The organism is Pseudomonas sp. GW822-FHT02D10 (assembly GCF_058802345.1).
Genome location: NZ_JBXAOB010000005.1, coordinates 87,129 through 105,611, shown reverse-complemented (window position 1 = coordinate 105,611; position 18,483 = coordinate 87,129). Strand labels below are relative to the sequence as shown.

The following is an 18,483-nucleotide window of genomic DNA, read 5'->3' as shown; positions in this document are numbered from 1 at the left end:
TCGCGACGTCGACTCAGGCGAAGGCCTGACTGAAGTCTCGCGGCGGGTGCTCGAACGGCCCGATGAGGTTGCCCTTCTCGTCTCGGTCCACGCCAATGCGCGGGTCCTTGAGTGGAGGCACGAGGTAGTCGGGGTTCTTGATGCCGTACTTGGCGAGGATCGGCTTGATCTGATCCGTGGCTTTGAGCCAGCGCAGCCCTTGGTTCACACCATCGAACAAGTCCTGATTCTGCGGATGAACGCCCCAGATCGCCTCGAACTTGGCGGTCAGGCTGGGGAATTTCTCATCGTAGGACATGGGGATTTGTTTCAGCTTGAGGCTGGGATCCTGAAGGATCATGTAGTCAATGGTCGGGGCATCCAGCACGGCAAAATCCAGTCGCCCGGCCCGCACGTCACGCAGGCATGAGTCGGTGTTGTCGTAGAGTTTGACCTCCTTCACGCCCTCGATTTTCTTCATGTCCGGGATAGTGAAATAGCCGGTAATAGCGCCGATGGTGCGGCCCTTCACGTCGTTCACGGTGATTGAGGTTTCGAACGGCTCGCTGTCGCGCATGATCACGTAGGCACCGGTGTAAAACACCGGATCGGTCAATAGCAGGATCTTCGAGCGCATCGGGTTCCAGGCGAAGTTGCCACCGAACCAGTCGGCCCGACCCGACCTCACGGCTTCCACCACCGCCGGGAAACCCATGGTCAGCACGTCGAGCTTGAGTTCGAGACGATCGGCGATAACCTTCAGCAATTCCAGATCGGTGCCGACAGGTGTGCCTTCGCGCAGCGCTCCCAGGGGCATGTCGCCCAGGCAGGCCGCGGTCAGGTAGCCGGGGCGTACGGTCTTGATCGGTTTCCCGGCGGCGAAGGCGGAGGACATCGGGCCCATCGCACTGCCCATCAATGCCGCCAGTGAACCGTAGCCAGCGGCTTTGAGCAGCCCGCGCCGAGAGAACCCCAGGGTGTCGAATTTGAAGTCGGACATAAATCACCTATTGGTTAATGATTATTCTTGACCATTACAAGCCGTACAACTCAAGCGCCGTCCATGACTCGATCGTCCTGGGTCTCATCACCCAAAACACCCGCAATCACTCTCACCACAGCATAGGGCAACCACGCCAACCGCCACATTTCGCGGCTCAGTCGCGCCGCGGCCATGGCTCCGGCATACTCTGTGCCGCCCACGAACGAGCTGAACGGCCGGTGGTTGCCGGGACGAGCCCGGTTGGAACATGTCGAACGTCATGTGCGTACCCGCTGGGCTGGGAATGACAGCCATCTTTCTTATTGTTATGCATGACAAGCATTACAACTAACACACTAATCACGGTTTTTTCGCTTGTCAACAGGACTTGTATCGGATAAAAAGCAATACAAATTTGCTTATTGTCTTGCCGCAAGCATGACAAGCAGGGATAAGGCACCATGAGTCAATTCGAACAACTGCTGGACGAGCTCAAAGCAAGCGCTGCCTTGCAGCGTGACAAAGCGGAAACCCTTTATGCCCAATTGGCCGCCTCACTGGCTGAAGCGATCCGTAATGGCAAGCTCAAGCCGGGCGAGCGCCTGCCGCCGCATCGTGAGTTCGCCAGCGCACTGGGGGTGAACATCACCACGGTGACCAAGGCCATGGCCGTGTTGCAGCAGAAAGGCCTGGTCGAAAGCCGGCCGGGGCGCGGTACGCAAGTCGCCCTGCCACGGCATCCGGCCGCACAGTTCCAGTCGGCGCCGAGCAACGACCCGGGCACCGTGGACCTCAGCGTCAACCGGCCGGCCACCGATGGCTTCAATCGGGTGCTGGCACAGCTACTGCCGCGTCTTTCCAGCGACCCACGCTTTACCGACATGAAGGACTATCACCCGTCCGAAGGCCCGCTCTGGGCCCGTGAAGCCGCGGCGCAGTGGTTGTGCCACACCGGCGTACACGCCGAAGCCGGGCAGATGCTGATCGTCGAGGGCGCCCAACATGGCATCGCCAATACCTTGCGCAGCCTGACCAACAGCGGTGACACCGTGCTGGCCGACAGCGTGACCTATCAAGGCATCAACGCCCTGTGCCGCTCCTTGGGCCTGATTCTGGTCGGGGTCGACGCCGACGCGCGCGGTATGTCACCCGAAGCCTTGCGCCGGGCCTGCGCCGAACATCAGCCACGGCTGTTGTTTCTGGTGCCCTCGATCCATAACCCGACCGCCATTACCCTTGATGCCGAACGCCGTGAGGCGCTGGCCGCGGTGATTCGCGAAACCAACCTGCTGGTGATCGAGGACGATGTGTATCGGCCCTTGCTGGATCAATCGCCGCCTTCCTTCGCCTCACTGATGCCCGAGCGGACAATTTATATTTCGGCCCTCTCCAAGTGCATTGCACCCGGGTTACGCATGGGCTTTGTCATGGCGCCCCAGCCGTTGGTGCAGGACATCGCCGCCATGCAACGCATCGACTGCTGGAGCACCTCGCCCCTGACGGCACTGATCGCCACCCAGTTGATCGAGGATGGCCATGCCGAACAGCTGGTCTCGGAACAACGCGAAGAATTGCGGATCCGCCAGGCACTGCTGGCCACTCATCTGGAAGGCCTGGAATTCCAGCACAGCGCTACCGGCACTCATGCCTGGCTGGTGCTGCCGGAACCCTGGACTGGCTCGCGTTTCGCCCGGCTGTGTCAGGAACGCGGTGTCGTGCTGCTGGCCGGCGGGGCCTTCACCCTGCGTCCAGAACTCTCGCCGCAAGCCGTGCGCATCAATATCTCCGCCGCCCTGTCGCGCGAGCATCTGGTCAAAGCCCTGGGGGTTATCAGCCAACTGGCGCGCCAGGGTCATCTCTACATGCACAACCGGATCTGAGGACATGACACAGCCAGTTCATTGCGAAATTGCCGTTATCGGCGCAGGTGTTGTCGGGGTTGCGACCGCACTCTGGCTACGCCGCCAGGGTTACCAGGTGTTGTTGCTTGAGCGCGACGCGATTGCCTCCGGGGCGTCTTACGGTAATGCCGGCACCCTTGCGCCCTACGGCGTGATGCCAATTGCCCAGCCATCGTTGCTGAAGGCAATTCCGTCGCTGCTGTTTTCGCCGGACTCGCCCTTCGTCATCAACTGGGCGCGCCTGCCACGGTTGATGCCCTGGCTGTTGCGGTTTCTCAATGAATGTCGCGCCTCACGCTGTGAGGCCAACACACTGGCCCTGAGCAAAATCCTGCAACACACCTACAGCGGTTATGCGCCATTGCTGACTGACTGCCCACAGGCCGATCAGCATCTGCGTCACAACGGCTGCCTCTATGCCTACGGCACCGAGCAAGGTTTTGCCGGCGCCCAGGCAGCCATCGAATTACGCCGCTCTCTGGGTATCTCACAGCAGGTACTGACCGCCACCGATGTCGAACAACTGGAACCGGCCTTGGCGGGCAAAGCGGTGGCCGGCATTCTGTTTCCCGAGTCGTCCCACATGGATGACCCGCGCGCCTTCATCGAAGCGCTGGCAGCACCACTGGTGGCTGAAGGAGCGTTGCATCAAGCAACGATCACCGGCCTGCAAAGGCACAGCGACGGCCTGCATCTGCTCAGCGCCGAAGGCCAGACCTACCGCGCCGACCGGGTGGTGCTGTGCGGCGGCGCCTGGTCGGCGGCGCTGGCGCGACAGGTCGGCGATCACATTCCGCTGGATACCGAGCGCGGCTATCACATCGAATTCGATCTGCAAGACACTCTGCTCAACCGCCCCTGCTGCCCGGTGGAAAACGCGTTCTACATGACGCCCATGGCCGGCCGCCTGAGGGTGGCGGGCACGGTGGAGCTCGGCTCGATCAACGACCCGGCCAATCCCAAGCGGTTTGATTATCTGGAACGCCACGTGCGCCGGGTCATGGGCCTGACGGAACCGGTTGCGCGCAAATGGCTCGGGTTCCGACCGTCTTTGCCCGACTCATTACCGGTTATTGGCCCGTCACCGAACGAACCGCGGCTAATTTACGCTTTCGGCCATCAGCACCTGGGCCTGACCCTGGCCGGAGCAACCGGCCAATTGGTCACCGACTGCATCGCCGGCAAGGCACCCCAATGGCTGGACAGTTTTTCAGTGCAACGCTTCTGAGCGGCGCCATTTCACAGAGGACCAATTGATGCAAACCATCGAGCGCAAACACACCAACCCGCGCATGAGCCAGATCGTCATCCACGGCAACACCTTGTATCTGGCCGGACAAGTCGGCGAATCCCACCACACTGTCACCGATCAGACCCGCGACGCTCTTGCGCGGGTGGATGCCTTGTTGGCGGAAGCCGGCTCGACCAGGGAACAACTGCTGCAGACCACCATCTGGCTGGCCGACATGGCCGACTTCGAGGCGATGAATGCCGTGTGGGACGCCTGGGTACCGGCGGGCCATGCCCCGGCCCGCGCCTGTGGCGAGGCGAAGCTGGCTGATCCGGGGTTGTTGGTGGAGATTATTGTCTGCGCAGCCAGAGACTGATCAATGCACGGCCTCCCCCTGACACGGAGTCGAGTTGACAGGAAAGTAGCGGGCGCAGTTTGCTTGAACGCATCAATCAAAAAAGCAACCAGTTGATCAACGCATCACTGGGCGTGCCTGAGCCCTCGGTCGGCGATCAAAAGTTGATCTCGGCTTCATCCTGGCCGATGTTGCGAAAGCTATGGGCAGCGTCGTCAGGAAGTTCTGGGTCCGACCGGACTATCGAGACCCACGACCAGAAACACGATGTTCAACTTTGCGTGCCACTTTCAATGCTGAACAACCGCTTCTTAGGCGTTTTCCGAGGCCAGGCGCCTAGCATTACGCTCCAGCTGCCGATGGACACGCGGATCGATGCCCCTAGCGACCAGTGCCCTCGCAACATCACGCAGAGCGCGAGCATCTTGTAAGCTAATTTCAGGATAGGTACCGAGAGAAATACGGGGTTGCTTATCCGCCCAGGAAAAGCGGAAGTGCCAGCACTTGGCGCCTTTCGTATTCACGAAAAGAGCGAGGCCGTTGTAGTCAGGGAGGGTGTAGTCCTTGGCACGGGGTTTGGCGTGCCGGACTGCAGTATCGGTGAGAGCCATCGTACAATCTCCGTCTCGTTTGAATAGAGGAGATTTGTACGGTTTCCAGAGAGGCGAGTCCCACGAGAAAGTGATCTACCAAGCGCCGGATTAATGTACTAAAAAATGTACTAAGAAAACGTGGATGGTAATGTTTTCGAGTGGAACTTACTGGAACGAAAAAAGAGGCCGAAGCCTCTTTTTTCAGTTTCTGCAGACTTCAATAGAAACCTGTAGAACAATAATTGGAGCGGGAAACGAGACTCGAACTCGCGACCCCGACCTTGGCAAGGTCGTGCTCTACCAACTGAGCTATTCCCGCGTCTTGGTGTGGCGCATTCTATAGAATTTAGAAGTCCCGTCAACCCCTTGATTCAAAAAAGTTTTATTTTTTTTCCACATCGGTTTTCAGATGCGGCCAGGCAGCGCGCAGATACTGCACCATGGACCACAACGTCAGACCTGCGGAGACCATCAGCAAGGCATAACCCACCAGGACCCAAAAGCTGAAGTCCGACGGATTGGCCAGCAGGATCACCAGCGCCAGCATCTGCGCGGCGGTTTTCCATTTGCCCAGGTTCGATACGGCAACATGCGCACGCGCCCCCAGTTCGGCCATCCACTCTCTGAGTGCAGAGACGACGATTTCGCGACCGATGATCACCGCAGCCGGCAGCGTGAGCCACAGGTTACCGTGCTCTTGCACCAGCAGCACCAGCGCCACTGCGACCATCAGTTTGTCGGCTACCGGATCGAGAAACGCCCCGAACGGTGTGCTTTGTTCCAGGCGGCGGGCCAAATAGCCATCCAGCCAGTCCGTAGCCGCAGCGAACGCGAAGACCGAGGCGGACGCCAGGTAGCTCCATTGGTACGGCAGGTAAAACAGCAAAATGAAGATCGGGATAAGCAGAACGCGTAGAACGGTGATCAGATTAGGGATATTCATCGGCACAACTGGCTACGAGGTGAGTTGGGCATTCTACTCGCTGTGCAGGTTTGCATAAATCAACTCAGCGAGCTTTTTACTGATCCCCGGTGCTTTGGCGATCTCTTCGATGCTGGCACGAGACAGCTCCTGCAATCCACCAAAATGTTTCAACAGATCGCGCCGCCGTGTCGGCCCTACCCCGGCAACGCCTTCGAGCGTTGAAGTACGGCGGGTTTTTCCACGCCGCGCGCGGTGACCGGTAATGGCAAATCGGTGGGCCTCATCGCGGATCTGCTGAATCAAATGCAGCGCCGGAGAATCCCCGCGCAAGGTGAACTCATGGGTGGCGTCATTGAGATAGAGCGTTTCAAACCCGGCCTTGCGCGTCGCGCCTTTGGCCACACCTAGAAGAATCAGGTCGGGCACGGCCAATTCGTTGAGCACATCACGCGCCATGGACAGCTGCCCCTTGCCGCCGTCCACCAACAATATATCCGGCAACTTACCCTCGCCGTCCTTCAGCTTGCTGAAGCGTCGAGTCAGTGCCTGATGCATCGCCGCGTAGTCATCGCCCGGCGTGACACCTTCGATATTGTAGCGGCGGTAGTCGGACTTCAGCGGCCCTTCGGGGCCAAACACCACACAGGACGCTACAGTCGCTTCGCCGCTTGAGTGGCTGATGTCGTAGCACTCCAACCGTTGCGGTGGCTCATCCAGGTCAAGCACTTGCGCCAAGGCTTCAAACCGTGCGGCAACGTGCTGACGATTGGCCAGCCGCGCCCCAAGCGCCTGCTCGGCGTTGGTCACAGCCAGTTGCTGCCAGCGTGCTCGCGTGCCGCGAACCCGATGACTGATGGTCAACTCGCGACCACGCAGCTCTTCGATGGCCGCAATCAGGGTCGGGAAGTCTTCGTGGACCACATTGACGATCAATTCGCTCGGCAAGTCGCGCTCGGGACTGCTGATGAAGTACTGGCCAAGAAACGCCGCCATGACCTCGGCAACATCCTCTTCAATACCCACCTGCGGGAAAAAGTTCTTGCTGCCCAGCACTCGCCCACCGCGCACACTGATCAAATGAACACAGGCACCGCCCGGATTGATGAACGCCGCAATGACATCGACATCCCCCGTTCCACCTTCCATGCTCTGTTGATCCTGCACCCGGCGCAGCAGGGAAATCTGATCCCGCAGCTCGGCCGCCCGCTCGAAATCGAGGGTGCTCGCCGCCTGCTCCATGCCCGCGGACAACTCGTCTGTCAGCGCATTACTGCGACCTTCGAGGAACATCACCGAGTGACGCACATCCTCGGCGTACACCTGCGGCTCGACCAGGCCGACGCAGGGTGCCTTGCAACGTTTGATCTGGTACTGCAAGCAGGGCCGCGTGCGGTTTTTGTAGTAACTGTCTTCGCACTGACGAACAAAAAAGGTTTTTTGCAGCAGGCTCAGACTTTCACGGATCGCGCCCGCGCTAGGATAAGGACCGAAGTATTTGCCCTTCAGCTTTTTCGCGCCGCGATGGATGCTCAGGCGTGGGAAATCACCCTCCGAAAGAAACACATACGGATAGGACTTATCGTCTCGCAGGAGGATGTTGTAGGGCGGCCGCCACTCTTTGATCAGCGTCTGCTCAAGCAGCAACGCTTCGGTTTCGTTGGCGGTGATAGTGGTTTCGATTTGGGCAATATGCCCCACCAGCGCAGCCGTTTTGGGGGCCAAGCCGGTCTTGCGGAAATAACTTGCCAGACGCTTTTTCAGGTTCTTGGCTTTGCCCACATACAGCAGGCGCGCACCGCTGTCGAACATGCGATACACACCGGGGCGCCCACTGCAGGTCGAAAGAAAGGCGCTTGGATCAAACGGGTCGGTCATTGTCAGAGGCTGGCATCGACCATGCCGTGACGAACCGCCAACAGCGTCAACTCTACATCGCTGCTGATCGAAAGCTTCTCGAAAATGCGGTAACGGTAGGTGTTCACGGTTTTTGGCGACAGGCATAGCTTGTCGGAAATGATCTGGACCTTCTGGCAGCCGACAATCATCAGGGCGATCTGGATCTCCCGTTCTGACAGTGCGTCGAAGGGCGAATCATTGCTTGGCTGGAACGATTTGATCGCCAATTGCTGAGCAATTTGCGGGCTGATGTAACGTTGCCCGGCAAATACCAGGCGAATCGCCTGCACCATTTCATTGAGCCCGGCGCCCTTGGTCAGATAGCCCGCAGCGCCTGCCTGCAACAGCCGGGTAGGAAACGGGTCTTCTTCGCACACGGTGACCGCGACGACTTTGATGTCCGGATGGCTGCGCAACAATTTGCGCGTGGCTTCAAGACCGCCGATCCCCGGCATCTTGACGTCCATCAGCACCACATCCGGTTTCAACTCACGCGCTTTAAGCAGGGATTCCTCCCCCGACTCAGCCTGGCCGACTACTTGCAGGCCATCGATGTCAGCCAGCATTCGTGTAATACCTGTACGAACGAGATCATGGTCATCGACTACTAGCACCCTAATCAAGCAGACACCTCGCGATATAGTCTTATTGGTTGCCGAACACCTTAGCAAAAAGCATCCGGCAGACCTAGCAGCAAGCGCTATATAAAAAGTTTCAATTCGTCTTGAAAGACTTGAGCTACACGCTTTACAGACGTTTCAGCGGGGACATTTGCGCTCCATCCTCAGGAAACAGTCGTCCTGCCCGACAATCTGCAAGCCCATCCGCTGATAAAGCGCTTGCGCCGGGTTGTCCTTGAACACCGTCAGACGCAGCGCAGGACGATGCTCTGCACAGGCCTTCGCAAACACCTGTTCAATGGTCCAGGCGCCGGCACCCTGACCGCGAAAGGCCTCGACCACATGCAGCTCGCGGATGTACAGGGCCTTCGAGTCACGGCTCAGGCTGGTAAAACCCAGCACCGATGCATTTTGGTAAATCAGCCAGTTTTCCCGCCCCGCCCAGGCAACATCAAAGGCTTCGTCGATCCACGGCAAATCGTACCGAATGTAATAACCAAGCATGGTTTGGCACGTCAACGCTCGCGCAAATGGCAAATGTTCCGGCGAAGCCAGCCGCAGCTCAAAATCCATTCGCCCTCCTCAAGCACTCACCACCGGCACAACCTCCCCGCCCCACTCGCTGGTATTTCGGCGGGCGATCACCAGTAAATCGCCAGCTCCCGACGCCGCCGCGATCAGCGAACCGTCCGACGCCCAGATTGCGCTACGCCCTGCCGACTCCCAGCCGCCCGTCGCACCGCCATGATTGGCCATCAGCACCCCCATCGAGTGCTCGCTGGCATACCCCTGGAGCAATGCGGTATCCGCAGCATAGCCGCCTTCCGTAATCAACACGCCAGCGGCATAGATGTTCGCACCTTTGTTTGCAGCTTCAGCGGCATGACTGGCGTGTGAAAAATCCGCGCACACAGCCAGGGCGATCGTATCGTCGCCCATCGTCAGCAGCGAACCGCCCGAACCCGGCGCAAACGCTACCTCCTCGCCAGAATGCAGATGCTGCTTGCTGTAGACCCCCAGCGAACCATCGGCAGCCAGTACCAGCGCGCCAATCAATACCGGCGCATCGGCCGACAGACGAATCGGCATGCCGACTACAGTGGTCACTCCCAACTCCCGAGCCAGATCCCGCAGTGGCTGCAAAACAGCCGCATCCGGTGCGATTGCCAGTTCCGCCGCCAACCCGCGCTCATAACCTGTGAGTGACAACTCGGGGAACACCAACAGTTGCACACCCTGCTCGGCTGCGACCTGGATGAAGCGTTGATGCCGCGCAATATTGGCGTGAAGGTCCCCGGCAATCGAGATCGATTGAGCGGCGGCGATAGTCAGTGTCGTCATCTGCGTTGTCCTTGATGAGTGCCCGCAAGCAATCCCGAAGTGTGTCACAAAGCTACGCAGCGCTTAGCCATAGAAATTGGCCAGCGAACCGATAACATTTTCTGATTGAATCTACGCACCGGCCTCTAGTAAGCTCGGCGCATTCATCGGAGACAGACCATGTTGCATTCCCCTTCACAGCTTCGTATCGCCAGCGCCCCGCGCTCGGTTGCGGCTGCACGGGTGAATGACGTTTGCGCACCGATAAACTTTTATTTTGGGTATTGGTTTAGCCACTGGCGCGCCTGATACCCACACGGCGCCCACTACTCAAGGGGTCGCCTACCAGAGAATTCTCAACCCCCGGTCGGCCTCCCGACCGGGGGTTTTGTTTTTTCAGCCCCAAACATTTTTAGCGACATCACTGACTTCAGGGAATCACGACATGAACTACGCCACTTATTACCGTTACGACAGTTTTTCCGCCTGGCGATTTACCAGCCTCCGCTCGGGACAGCCTGCCGCCTCCGATCGGTCACCCACAGGTGGCATGCACACACTCGAAGCCAACCCGGCCAATTGTCGAACACCCCAGTAGGGCCGAGCGCGCGGGAGCGAACCCGCCGCCAGCCCAGGAAGCCCGAATATGAACTCGTCCATCTCTGCTCTGCCGCTGTCCACCCTGAGCCCTGCCAATGAAGCGCTGACCCAGCGTCTGCCCAGCTCATTGCAACTCAAGCACCAATTGCCGCTCACCCACACGCTGACCCAACAGGTCGCTGCCCACCGTGAAGCGGTCCGCGCAATTCTCAACGGTGAAGACTCCCGTCTGTTGGTCGTCGTCGGCCCTTGCTCGATTCACGATCCGCAATCCGCCCTCGAATACGCAGGCAAGCTCGCCCGCCTTGCAGACGACGTCAGCGATGAAATGCTCGTGGTGATGCGCACCTACATCGAAAAGCCTCGCACCACGGTGGGCTGGAAAGGCCTGGCCTACGACCCGCATCTGGATGGCAGCGACGACATGGTCGGCGGCTTGACCCTCTCCCGAGAATTGATGCGTGAAATGCTGCGCCTTGGTTTGCCGATTGCCACCGAGCTGCTGCAACCCATGGCCGCCAACTACTTCGATGACCTGCTGAGCTGGGTAGCCATTGGCGCGCGCACCACCGAATCACAGATTCACCGTGAGATGGCCAGCGGCCTGAGCATGCCGGTCGGCTTCAAGAATGGCACCGATGGCGGCGTCGGCGTAGCCACTGACGCCATGCGCTCGGCAGCGCATCCGCATCGGCACTTCGGTGTCGACAGCCTGGGGCACCCGGCAATCATTCAGACTCAGGGCAACCCGGATACACATCTGGTACTGCGCGGAGGCCATCGCGGGCCAAATTTTGATGTTCAGAGCGTTGCTCAAATACAGAGCGACTTGCAGAAACTGAAGATTGCGTCGCGGATCATGGTCGATTGCAGCCACGCCAACAGTGGTAAAGACCCGTTACGCCAGCCGGCCGTGTTCAACGAAGTGCTTGAGCAACGCCTGAACGGCAACCGCTCGCTGATCGGCATAATGCTTGAAAGCCATCTGTTCGAGGGCTGCCAACCGTTGAGCACGTCGCTGCGCTATGGAGTTTCGGTGACTGACGGCTGCCTGGGCTGGGAGGCGACCGAGCAGTTGTTGCGCAACGCCAGTCTGAAGCTGCGCATGCCTGGCCACGAAGCCAAAGTGAACGTCTGAACGCCCCCGCGACACGAGCGTTCGCCCCCCCAACGCCCAGCACTGCCGCTCCCTATGAATATAGGGAGCGGCGGCACGGTTCGCGTCCTTGACTACAGCGGCAGGCCACCTGAGCGCACATACATCTCCAGCACCCCGGATACCTGACTCGTGTCGTCCAGGCGCTCGACGCTATAGCTCACCCGAACAGTAGAGTCTTGATGTTCTCTCCAAAAGCGGTAAGGCACGATGAAGACTATCGCTGAATCGTCCGAGACCTCGATGCTGTCTCGATGGCTGAAGTAAGTGCCGTCGCATTTCAGGTAAACCAGCTCCCCTTGTTCAACACCTGATCCATCGATCACGACAGTGACGCCATCAAGTGCATCTCGCACATCAAGCGCCCCTTTATCAGCCTCCAGCACATCGGGTATCGCGAGCGGTAGCAGCTCACGGACGCCAATCATTACCTGTGCTTGCTCCGAGTAACGTATTGCCTGGCCAGGATGCTCGACAACGTAACTGAACGTGACGACTGAGCCGAGATTCGGCGTGATGTAGTGCGGATCGATCCAGAACGAGATATCGCTCCCGACGGCAAATTGTTCAATTCTCAACGAATCACTGAAACCATGACCCGGTATGTTGCCTACCCACGACAAAAACACTGTGTCGCCCACCGCCATTCTGGCGTAGGGGCGAATGCTGACTTTCGTCCCTTCAGCTACCCTCCCGGGAGCAAGCCAGCCACCTATGGCGTCATCCACCCGAGCCGCAAGCAACTCCTGCCTGACATCTCCCACCTCCAATTGCAGTCGCCGGGATTCAACGGGACCACTCAGCTCGGCATTGCTTAAGGTGTAATACACCTCAAGTGAGCCGCCATCGAGCGCAGCAATATGCGGTTCTCGAACAACGAAGACAATTTCCTTGCCAACCTGAGCGTTGCTGACAAAACGCTGTGTTTTGTACAAATAAGCGGCGCCATCGGCATCGATGCCACTCCACGACAGCACCAACTTGTCTCCGCAAGCCATGCCCGGGTAGGGTCCGACGTTGAGCACCGCACGGTTTTGGGCTGGGTCGAGAACAGTCTGCTGAAGGAACAGTGCCCCCTCCCCCTCGTGCGCTATCAAAATCGGTTCAGCAAGCTGGCCCGCATTAACGTGCTGCCTCTTGGTGCACACCGGTACAGCCTTTTTAGAAACGCTATCGCCACATACTGCATCAGTACCCATTTGCCCTCTCCTGTCCTTGGAAAAACGCTGCCCGATATTTTGGATGCAACGTTGAATGCGTCTATTGGAGCCTAAATGCCAGCCTGTTGATGTCAGCCCACCGTCCAATAGCAAAGAGACCAATGACCTGTCTCGGGTAGGACATACACTGGGATTGAGCTGCATTCCGTGCAAAAAGATGTCGAAATGTTCCGAGTAATACCTAGTAAATATCTGATTTTTCTCGCTATTTTTATTCCGTCTTCAACAGTTTATAGCGGCTTTTTCGCACAGCGCTCGCTTGTGAGCCTGCATTAGAGTGAGGACGTGAACACCCCACTCGAACTTACGGAATACAGGTACGCACATGCAACGGAATGCAACCACGCAACACCCTGTCCTGCTGGTCCACGGTCTTTTCGGATTCGAAAGCATCGGCAAACTGGAACTCTTCCATGGCGTGAAGCAGGCACTGAGGAACGCTGGCACTCAAGTGTTCATACCCTATCTCTCGGCCACTCACTGCAATGAGGTCCGTGGAGAGCAACTGCTGGCGCAAATCGACCGGGTGCTGGCAGGCACCGGCGCGAGCAAGGTCAATCTGATCGGCCATAGCCAAGGCGCACTGGCCGCACGTTATGCCGCAGCGATAGCGCCCCGGAATGTCGCTTCAGTAACCTCCGTCAGCGGGCCGAACCATGGCTCCGAACTGGCCGACTGCTTGCGCAAGGCGTTGACCCCCGGCCACCTGCCAGAACACGTCGCGGCGGCGGTCTCGACACTGTTCGTCGAGTTCCTGGCGTTCATCAGTGGCAGCCCGAAAATCCCGCAGAATGCCGTTGCCGCGCTCAGCGCTTTAACGACTGAAGGCGTTGGTGCGTTCAATGCCAAATACCCTCAAGGCCTGCCGAAGACCTGGGGTGGCAACGGCGAAGAGCAGATCAATGGCGTTCGTTATTACTCCTGGAGTGGCACGTTGCAGGGCAATTTGCTGGATGAAGGGCTGCATGCGTTCGATCCACTGCACAGCTTTTGTCGAGGGTTTTCCAGGTTTTTCACTCACGAGACTGAGCAAAACGACGGGATGGTCGGCCGCTTCAGCTCGCACCTGGGCACCGTCCTGCGTTCTGACTACCCGATGGACCACCTGGACGCGATCAATCAACCGGCAGGCCTGACACGTAAAGGCATCGACCCCGTCGAGTTGTATCTGCAGCATGCCGAACGCTTGAAAAGCGTTGGTCTTTAACCTGCCGATCAGATTTTTTTCGACCGACGGCAAGATGAGGCGAATTGACGAGAAATAGACTACTGAATCCGGTAGGCTCAGCACTTTATTGAACATTGAATGGAGAGTTTTCCCATGGCTAAAGCCACTGCCCGCCACATCCTGGTTGCCACCGAAGCCAAGTGCAACGAACTGAAAGCCCAAATCGAAGGCGGCGCTGATTTCGCTGAAATCGCCAAAGCCAACTCCACCTGCCCGTCCAGCCGTGACGGCGGCAACCTCGGTTCGTTCGGTCCAGGCCAGATGGTCAAGGAATTCGACACCGTGGTCTTCAGCGCACCGGTCAACACCGTGCAAGGCCCAGTTAAAACCCAGTTCGGTTACCACCTGCTGGAAGTGACCAGCCGCCAGGACTGATCAAACCGCGATTTGCTCAAACAACGGCCCGCCTTCTGGTGGGCCGTTGCGTTTGTATCGAATGATTATGGCTGGCGAGTCACGCGCCGCTAGCGTACAAATCGTGATTATCGATCACCCGGCTCTTAAGGCTGACAATGCGACTGGCTTTCCCCTCATTGATCTTCACGGCCCTGGCCCTGCTGCTGAGCACCGCAGGTGTGAATGCAGCTCCACAACATGCCTTGACCGTGTATGGCGAACCGGCCAAATACCCCGCCGGTTTCAGTCACTTTGCCTACACCAATCCGCAAGCCCCCAAAGGCGGCAGCATGCGCCGCTCGGCGATTGAAATCGGCCGCTTCGACCACGTGTTGCCCTACATCGACAAGGGTATTGGCGTGACTCAGCTCGACGGGATGATTTACTCGCCACTGGCTCAGCGCTCGCTGGATGAGCCTTACACCGTGTACGGGCTGGTAGCAGAGAAAATGGAGCGCGCCGACGATGGCCTGTGGCTGCGTTTCTACCTGACCCCCAAGGCTCGCTTCGCCGATGGCACGCCCATCACCGCCGACGACGTACGCTACACCTACGACTTGCTGATGACCCAGGGCAGCTTGCGCTATCGCACCCAATTCGCCGACGTCAAAGGCGTCGAAATCGAGTCGCCGCGCACCATTCGCTTTGACTTCAAGAACAACGAAAACCGCACCCTGCCGCTGGACATCGCAACCTTGCCGGTGTTTCCCGAGCACTGGTGGAAAACCCGCGACTTCGCCAATGGCGGCGGTTATGAAGCACCGCTGGGCAGCGGCCCGTACCGCGTCGGCAAAATTGATTCGGGACGCAGCATTACCTTCGAGCGCAACGCCGACTGGTGGGGCAAGGACCTGCCTGTCAGCCGCGGCCTGTACAACTTCGACCATTTCAGCATCGAGTACTTCGGCGACACCGACGTCGCTCGTCAGGTCCTGCGCGGTGGCGCCTATGACTACAACCGCGAGTTCTCGGCCACCGCTTACTCCATCGGTTATGAAAGTCCAGCACTGAACGACGGCCGCTTGCAAAAGGCCCATCTGGCCACAGAGGCACCACAACCGGCGCAAGGCTTTGTGTTCAACCTGCAAAAACCGATGTTCCAGGATCGCCGTGTGCGTCAGGCACTGGCGATGCTCTGGGATTTCGAGTGGAGTAACCGGCAGATGATGCGCGATATGTACATCCGCCAGCAGAGTTTCTTTTCCAACACCACGCTGGCGGCCAGGCAACTGCCCGATGCCGGCGAACGGGCGATTCTCGAACCGTTGCGCGGGCAGATTCCGGACGAGGTCTTTGACCAGGTCTTCGAAGCACCGAAGACCGACGGTAGCGGCCTGATCCGCGACAAGCAATTGCAGGCACTGGCGCTGCTCGAACAAGCCGGCTGGAAACCCGACGGCGATCAACTGGTCAACGCCGAGGGCGAACCGCTGGCGTTTACCTTCCTGATCAGCCAGAACGGCATGGACCGTCTGCTACTGCCGTACAAGCGCACGCTGGCGCAGATCGGCATCAACCTGGACATCCGCCGGATCGACTCGTCGCAGTATGTAAACCGCTTGATGAGTCGCGACTACGACATGATCGTCACCGGCTATCCGGTGACCACCTCGCCGGGGACCGAGCTGTACAACTACTTCGGCTCGGCCGCTGCCACCGACCCCGGCGCCAACAACTACATGGCGCTAAAAAATCCAGCCGTCGACACGCTGATTACCGGTCTGGTCAAAGCCACCACCCAGGCCGACATGCTGCGTTATGCCCATGCACTGGACCGGGTGCTGCAATGGAACTACTACTGGATCCCCAACTACTATCCGCCGGGCGTTTCAACGGTGTGGTGGAACCGCTTCGGCATTCCGCAGGTACAGGCGAGTAATGACGAAGCCATCGAGAGCTGGTGGGAAATGAGCACAACGCCGCTGACCAACGAACAGATGGCTGCCGAACGCATCAACCGTGGTAAACCCGGAGGGCCGCATTGATGCTGGCTTATGTATTTCGACGTTTGCTGCTGATCATTCCGACCCTGGTGATCATTCTGCTGGTCAACTTCGTGATCGTGCAGGCCGCTCCGGGGGGGCCTGTCGAGCAGGCCATCGCACGTCTGCAAGGCATCGGCGGCGGTTCGACTATCGGCGCTTCCGGTGAGGCCATCAGCCGTGGCTCGCGGGCCAGTCGGGGTCTTGATCCACAACTGATCAAGGACATCGAAAAACAGTACGGTTTCGACAAACCGGCACCGCAACGCCTGTGGCTGATGATCACCAGCTATGCCCGACTGGACTTCGGCAAAAGCTTCTTTCGCGGCGCCACGGTCACCGACCTGATCCTCGAAAAAATGCCAGTGACCATCTCCCTCGGGCTCTGGGCGACACTGATCACTTACCTGGTGTCGATCCCGCTGGGGATTCGCAAGGCCGTGCATCACGGCAGCCATTTCGATATCTGGAGCAGCACCGCGATCATCATCGGTTACGCGATGCCGGCGTTTCTGTTTGCGATGTTTCTGATCGTGGTATTTGCCGGCGGCACGTCGTTGAACTGGTTTCCGGTACGTGGATTGGTCTCGGAGAATTTCGAGCAACTGTCGACGCTGGGGAAAGTCACCGATTACTTCTGGCACCTGGTGCTGCCGGTGACGGCACTGGTGGTCGGTGGCTTTGCCACCTTGACCATTCTGACCAAGAACTCCTTCCTCAACGAGATCACCCGCCAATACGTGGTCACCGCCCGCGCCAAAGGTCTGAGCGAGCGCCGCGTGCTGTATGGCCACGTGTTTCGCAATGCGATGTTGCTGGTGGTTTCGGGCATTCCGCAGGCGTTTATCAGCGTGTTTTTTGCTGGATCGCTGTTGATCGAGGTGATCTTCTCCCTCGATGGCCTGGGGCGGATGAGTTACGAAGCGGCGGTGTCTCGGGACTATCCGGTGGTGTTCGGTTCGCTGTTCATCTTCACCTTGTTCGGCCTGCTGATAAAACTCATCGGTGACCTCTGCTACACCCTGGTCGACCCGCGTATCGACTTCGCCGCGAGGAACGCCTGATGCTCAATCTTTCGCCCCTGGCGCGCCGACGCTTCGAACGTTTCAAGAAAAACCGTCGCGGCTGGTGGTCGCTGTGGCTGTTCATCGGCCTGTTTATCCTGACCCTCGGCGGCGAGCTGATCGCCAACGACAAGCCACTGGTACTCAGTTATCAGGGCTCGTTGTACTTCCCGGCGTTCAAGCGCTACACCGAACAGGAATTCGGCGGCCAACTGCCATTCCAGGCTGATTACCGCAGTGATTACGTGCAGAAGCTGATCCATAAGGACGGCGGCTGGATGTTGTTCCCGCCGATCCCCTTCAGCGACGACACGCCGAACTACGACCTCAATCAGCCCGCGCCGAGCCCACCGTCAAAGATCAACTGGCTCGGCACAGATGATCAGGCGCGCGATGTGTTGGCGCGGGTGATCTTCGGTGCCCGTGTATCGATTTTGTTTGCGCTGGCGCTGACCTTCATCAGCGCCCTGATCGGCATCGCCGCCGGCGCCTTGCAAGGTTACTACGGCGGTTGGGTCGACTTGTTTGGTCAGCGCTTGCTGGAGGTCTGGTCGGGGCTGCCGGTGCTTTACCTGCTCATTATCCTTTCAGGTTTCGTCGAGCCGAATTTCTGGTGGCTGCTGGGGATCATGGCGCTGTTTTCCTGGTTGGCACTGGTAGACGTAGTGCGCGCCGAGTTCCTTCGCGGGCGCAATCTGGAGTACGTCAAAGCGGCACGTGCGTTGGGCCTGACGGACCGCAAAGTGATCGTGCGGCACATTCTGCCAAACGCGATGAACGCGACCTTGAGTTACCTGCCGTTCATTCTCACCGGGGCGATTTCGACGCTCACCGCTCTCGATTTTCTCGGCTTTGGCATGCCCGCCGGCAGCGCCTCGCTGGGCGAATTGATCGGCCAGGGCAAACAGAATCTGCAAGCGCCGTGGCTCGGGTTGACGGCGTTTTTCACCCTGGCGCTGATTCTTTCTTTACTGGTGTTTATCGGCGAGGCGTTGCGTGACGCGTTTGATCCTCGATCTTGAAGCGGACTGTTGA

General features: G+C 58.7%; 17 protein-coding genes and 1 tRNA gene. 9 read left to right on the top strand and 9 right to left on the bottom strand.

Features of this window, described 5'->3' with window-relative positions; genetic code table 11:
* Nucleotides 1-13: 13 nt before the first annotated feature.
* Nucleotides 14-979: an ABC transporter substrate-binding protein gene (locus AC1RPZ_RS10265; protein ID WP_493136925.1), complete on the bottom strand. Its 966-nt coding sequence runs from the start codon at nt 977-979 to the stop codon at nt 14-16.
* Nucleotides 980-1,422: 443 nt separating this feature from the next.
* Here AC1RPZ_RS10265 and AC1RPZ_RS10260 point away from each other — a divergent pair, with 443 nt between their 5' ends.
* Genes AC1RPZ_RS10260 through AC1RPZ_RS10250 form a run of 3 tightly spaced genes read left to right on the top strand, consistent with a single transcriptional unit; the run spans nt 1,423 to nt 4,469 of the window.
* Nucleotides 1,423-2,841, top strand: coding sequence for an aminotransferase-like domain-containing protein (locus AC1RPZ_RS10260; protein ID WP_493136924.1), 1,419 nt, complete (start codon nt 1,423-1,425; stop codon nt 2,839-2,841).
* Nucleotides 2,842-2,845: 4 nt separating this feature from the next.
* Entirely contained in the window at nt 2,846-4,090 is a 1,245-nt protein-coding gene (locus tag AC1RPZ_RS10255) for an NAD(P)/FAD-dependent oxidoreductase (RefSeq protein WP_493136923.1), read from the top strand.
* A 28-nt stretch (nt 4,091-4,118) separates the two neighbouring features.
* The gene (locus AC1RPZ_RS10250) at nt 4,119-4,469 is read left to right on the top strand and encodes a RidA family protein (protein WP_493136922.1); all 351 of its coding nucleotides are present in this window, start codon (nt 4,119-4,121) and stop codon (nt 4,467-4,469) included.
* Between the two features lie 290 nt (nt 4,470-4,759).
* Here the strand turns inward: AC1RPZ_RS10250 and AC1RPZ_RS10245 are convergent, their stop codons facing one another.
* The 7 genes from AC1RPZ_RS10245 to AC1RPZ_RS10215 form a co-directional block, all read right to left on the bottom strand.
* Nucleotides 4,760-5,059, bottom strand: a complete 300-nt coding sequence (locus tag AC1RPZ_RS10245; RefSeq protein WP_493136921.1) for an Arm DNA-binding domain-containing protein — start codon at nt 5,057-5,059, stop codon at nt 4,760-4,762.
* 225 nt (nt 5,060-5,284) lie between these two features.
* Nucleotides 5,285-5,360: transfer RNA gene (locus AC1RPZ_RS10240), tRNA-Gly, on the bottom strand.
* Between the two features lie 63 nt (nt 5,361-5,423).
* Complete coding sequence (gene pgsA / locus AC1RPZ_RS10235; protein ID WP_059405901.1) at nt 5,424-5,984, bottom strand: CDP-diacylglycerol--glycerol-3-phosphate 3-phosphatidyltransferase; 561 nt, start codon at nt 5,982-5,984, stop codon at nt 5,424-5,426.
* Nucleotides 5,985-6,017: 33 nt separating this feature from the next.
* Nucleotides 6,018-7,841, bottom strand: a complete 1,824-nt coding sequence (gene uvrC, locus AC1RPZ_RS10230) for an excinuclease ABC subunit UvrC (protein ID WP_493136920.1) — start codon at nt 7,839-7,841, stop codon at nt 6,018-6,020.
* Nucleotides 7,842-7,843: 2 nt separating this feature from the next.
* Entirely contained in the window at nt 7,844-8,485 is a 642-nt protein-coding gene (gene gacA, locus AC1RPZ_RS10225) for a response regulator transcription factor GacA (protein WP_071555134.1), read from the bottom strand.
* 135 nt (nt 8,486-8,620) lie between these two features.
* Nucleotides 8,621-9,055 carry a GNAT family N-acetyltransferase gene (locus tag AC1RPZ_RS10220; protein ID WP_493136919.1) on the bottom strand — a complete coding sequence of 145 codons (435 nt, stop codon included), beginning with the start codon at nt 9,053-9,055 and terminating at the stop codon, nt 8,621-8,623.
* 9 nt (nt 9,056-9,064) lie between these two features.
* Entirely contained in the window at nt 9,065-9,823 is a 759-nt protein-coding gene (locus AC1RPZ_RS10215; protein ID WP_493136918.1) for a carbon-nitrogen hydrolase family protein, read from the bottom strand.
* Nucleotides 9,824-10,448: 625 nt separating this feature from the next.
* Between AC1RPZ_RS10215 and AC1RPZ_RS10210 the strand changes: the two genes are divergently transcribed.
* Nucleotides 10,449-11,540, top strand: a complete 1,092-nt coding sequence (locus AC1RPZ_RS10210; RefSeq protein WP_493136917.1) for a 3-deoxy-7-phosphoheptulonate synthase — start codon at nt 10,449-10,451, stop codon at nt 11,538-11,540.
* A gap of 92 nt (nt 11,541-11,632) precedes the next feature.
* On the opposite strand, the gene AC1RPZ_RS10205 is transcribed toward AC1RPZ_RS10210, so the two are convergent.
* Entirely contained in the window at nt 11,633-12,757 is a 1,125-nt protein-coding gene (locus tag AC1RPZ_RS10205) for a hypothetical protein (RefSeq protein WP_493136916.1), read from the bottom strand.
* Between the two features lie 346 nt (nt 12,758-13,103).
* Between AC1RPZ_RS10205 and AC1RPZ_RS10200 the strand changes: the two genes are divergently transcribed.
* From AC1RPZ_RS10200 to AC1RPZ_RS10180, 5 genes are all read left to right on the top strand, one after another.
* Entirely contained in the window at nt 13,104-13,985 is an 882-nt protein-coding gene (locus AC1RPZ_RS10200; RefSeq protein WP_493136915.1) for a lipase family alpha/beta hydrolase, read from the top strand.
* A gap of 114 nt (nt 13,986-14,099) precedes the next feature.
* A complete protein-coding gene (locus AC1RPZ_RS10195) occupies nt 14,100-14,381 on the top strand; it encodes a peptidylprolyl isomerase (RefSeq protein WP_054596819.1) in 282 nt (93 codons plus the stop codon).
* A 137-nt stretch (nt 14,382-14,518) separates the two neighbouring features.
* Nucleotides 14,519-16,387, top strand: coding sequence for an extracellular solute-binding protein (locus tag AC1RPZ_RS10190; RefSeq protein ID WP_493136914.1), 1,869 nt, complete (start codon nt 14,519-14,521; stop codon nt 16,385-16,387).
* Nucleotides 16,387-17,448 carry a microcin C ABC transporter permease YejB gene (locus AC1RPZ_RS10185; RefSeq protein WP_493136913.1) on the top strand — a complete coding sequence of 354 codons (1,062 nt, stop codon included), beginning with the start codon at nt 16,387-16,389 and terminating at the stop codon, nt 17,446-17,448. The genes AC1RPZ_RS10190 and AC1RPZ_RS10185 overlap by 1 nt, the downstream gene beginning before the upstream one ends.
* Nucleotides 17,448-18,470, top strand: a complete 1,023-nt coding sequence (locus tag AC1RPZ_RS10180) for an ABC transporter permease (protein WP_493136912.1) — start codon at nt 17,448-17,450, stop codon at nt 18,468-18,470. The genes AC1RPZ_RS10185 and AC1RPZ_RS10180 overlap by 1 nt, the downstream gene beginning before the upstream one ends.
* Nucleotides 18,471-18,483 lie beyond the last annotated feature (13 nt).

What these genes read in the sequence shown, in the direction of transcription:
- AC1RPZ_RS10265 (WP_493136925.1), bottom strand. Translation starts at nt 979, where the DNA reads ATGTCCGACTTCAAATTCGACACCCTGGGGTTCTCTCGGCGCGGGCTG.
- AC1RPZ_RS10260 (WP_493136924.1), top strand. Translation starts at nt 1,423, where the DNA reads ATGAGTCAATTCGAACAACTGCTGGACGAGCTCAAAGCAAGCGCTGCC.
- AC1RPZ_RS10255 (WP_493136923.1), top strand. Translation starts at nt 2,846, where the DNA reads ATGACACAGCCAGTTCATTGCGAAATTGCCGTTATCGGCGCAGGTGTT.
- AC1RPZ_RS10250 (WP_493136922.1), top strand. Translation starts at nt 4,119, where the DNA reads ATGCAAACCATCGAGCGCAAACACACCAACCCGCGCATGAGCCAGATC.
- AC1RPZ_RS10245 (WP_493136921.1), bottom strand. Translation starts at nt 5,059, where the DNA reads ATGGCTCTCACCGATACTGCAGTCCGGCACGCCAAACCCCGTGCCAAG.
- pgsA (WP_059405901.1), bottom strand. Translation starts at nt 5,984, where the DNA reads ATGAATATCCCTAATCTGATCACCGTTCTACGCGTTCTGCTTATCCCG.
- uvrC (WP_493136920.1), bottom strand. Translation starts at nt 7,841, where the DNA reads ATGACCGACCCGTTTGATCCAAGCGCCTTTCTTTCGACCTGCAGTGGG.
- AC1RPZ_RS10220 (WP_493136919.1), bottom strand. Translation starts at nt 9,055, where the DNA reads ATGGATTTTGAGCTGCGGCTGGCTTCGCCGGAACATTTGCCATTTGCG.
- AC1RPZ_RS10215 (WP_493136918.1), bottom strand. Translation starts at nt 9,823, where the DNA reads ATGACGACACTGACTATCGCCGCCGCTCAATCGATCTCGATTGCCGGG.
- AC1RPZ_RS10210 (WP_493136917.1), top strand. Translation starts at nt 10,449, where the DNA reads ATGAACTCGTCCATCTCTGCTCTGCCGCTGTCCACCCTGAGCCCTGCC.
- AC1RPZ_RS10205 (WP_493136916.1), bottom strand. Translation starts at nt 12,757, where the DNA reads ATGGGTACTGATGCAGTATGTGGCGATAGCGTTTCTAAAAAGGCTGTA.
- AC1RPZ_RS10200 (WP_493136915.1), top strand. Translation starts at nt 13,104, where the DNA reads ATGCAACGGAATGCAACCACGCAACACCCTGTCCTGCTGGTCCACGGT.
- AC1RPZ_RS10195 (WP_054596819.1), top strand. Translation starts at nt 14,100, where the DNA reads ATGGCTAAAGCCACTGCCCGCCACATCCTGGTTGCCACCGAAGCCAAG.
- AC1RPZ_RS10190 (WP_493136914.1), top strand. Translation starts at nt 14,519, where the DNA reads ATGCGACTGGCTTTCCCCTCATTGATCTTCACGGCCCTGGCCCTGCTG.
- AC1RPZ_RS10185 (WP_493136913.1), top strand. Translation starts at nt 16,387, where the DNA reads ATGCTGGCTTATGTATTTCGACGTTTGCTGCTGATCATTCCGACCCTG.
- AC1RPZ_RS10180 (WP_493136912.1), top strand. Translation starts at nt 17,448, where the DNA reads ATGCTCAATCTTTCGCCCCTGGCGCGCCGACGCTTCGAACGTTTCAAG.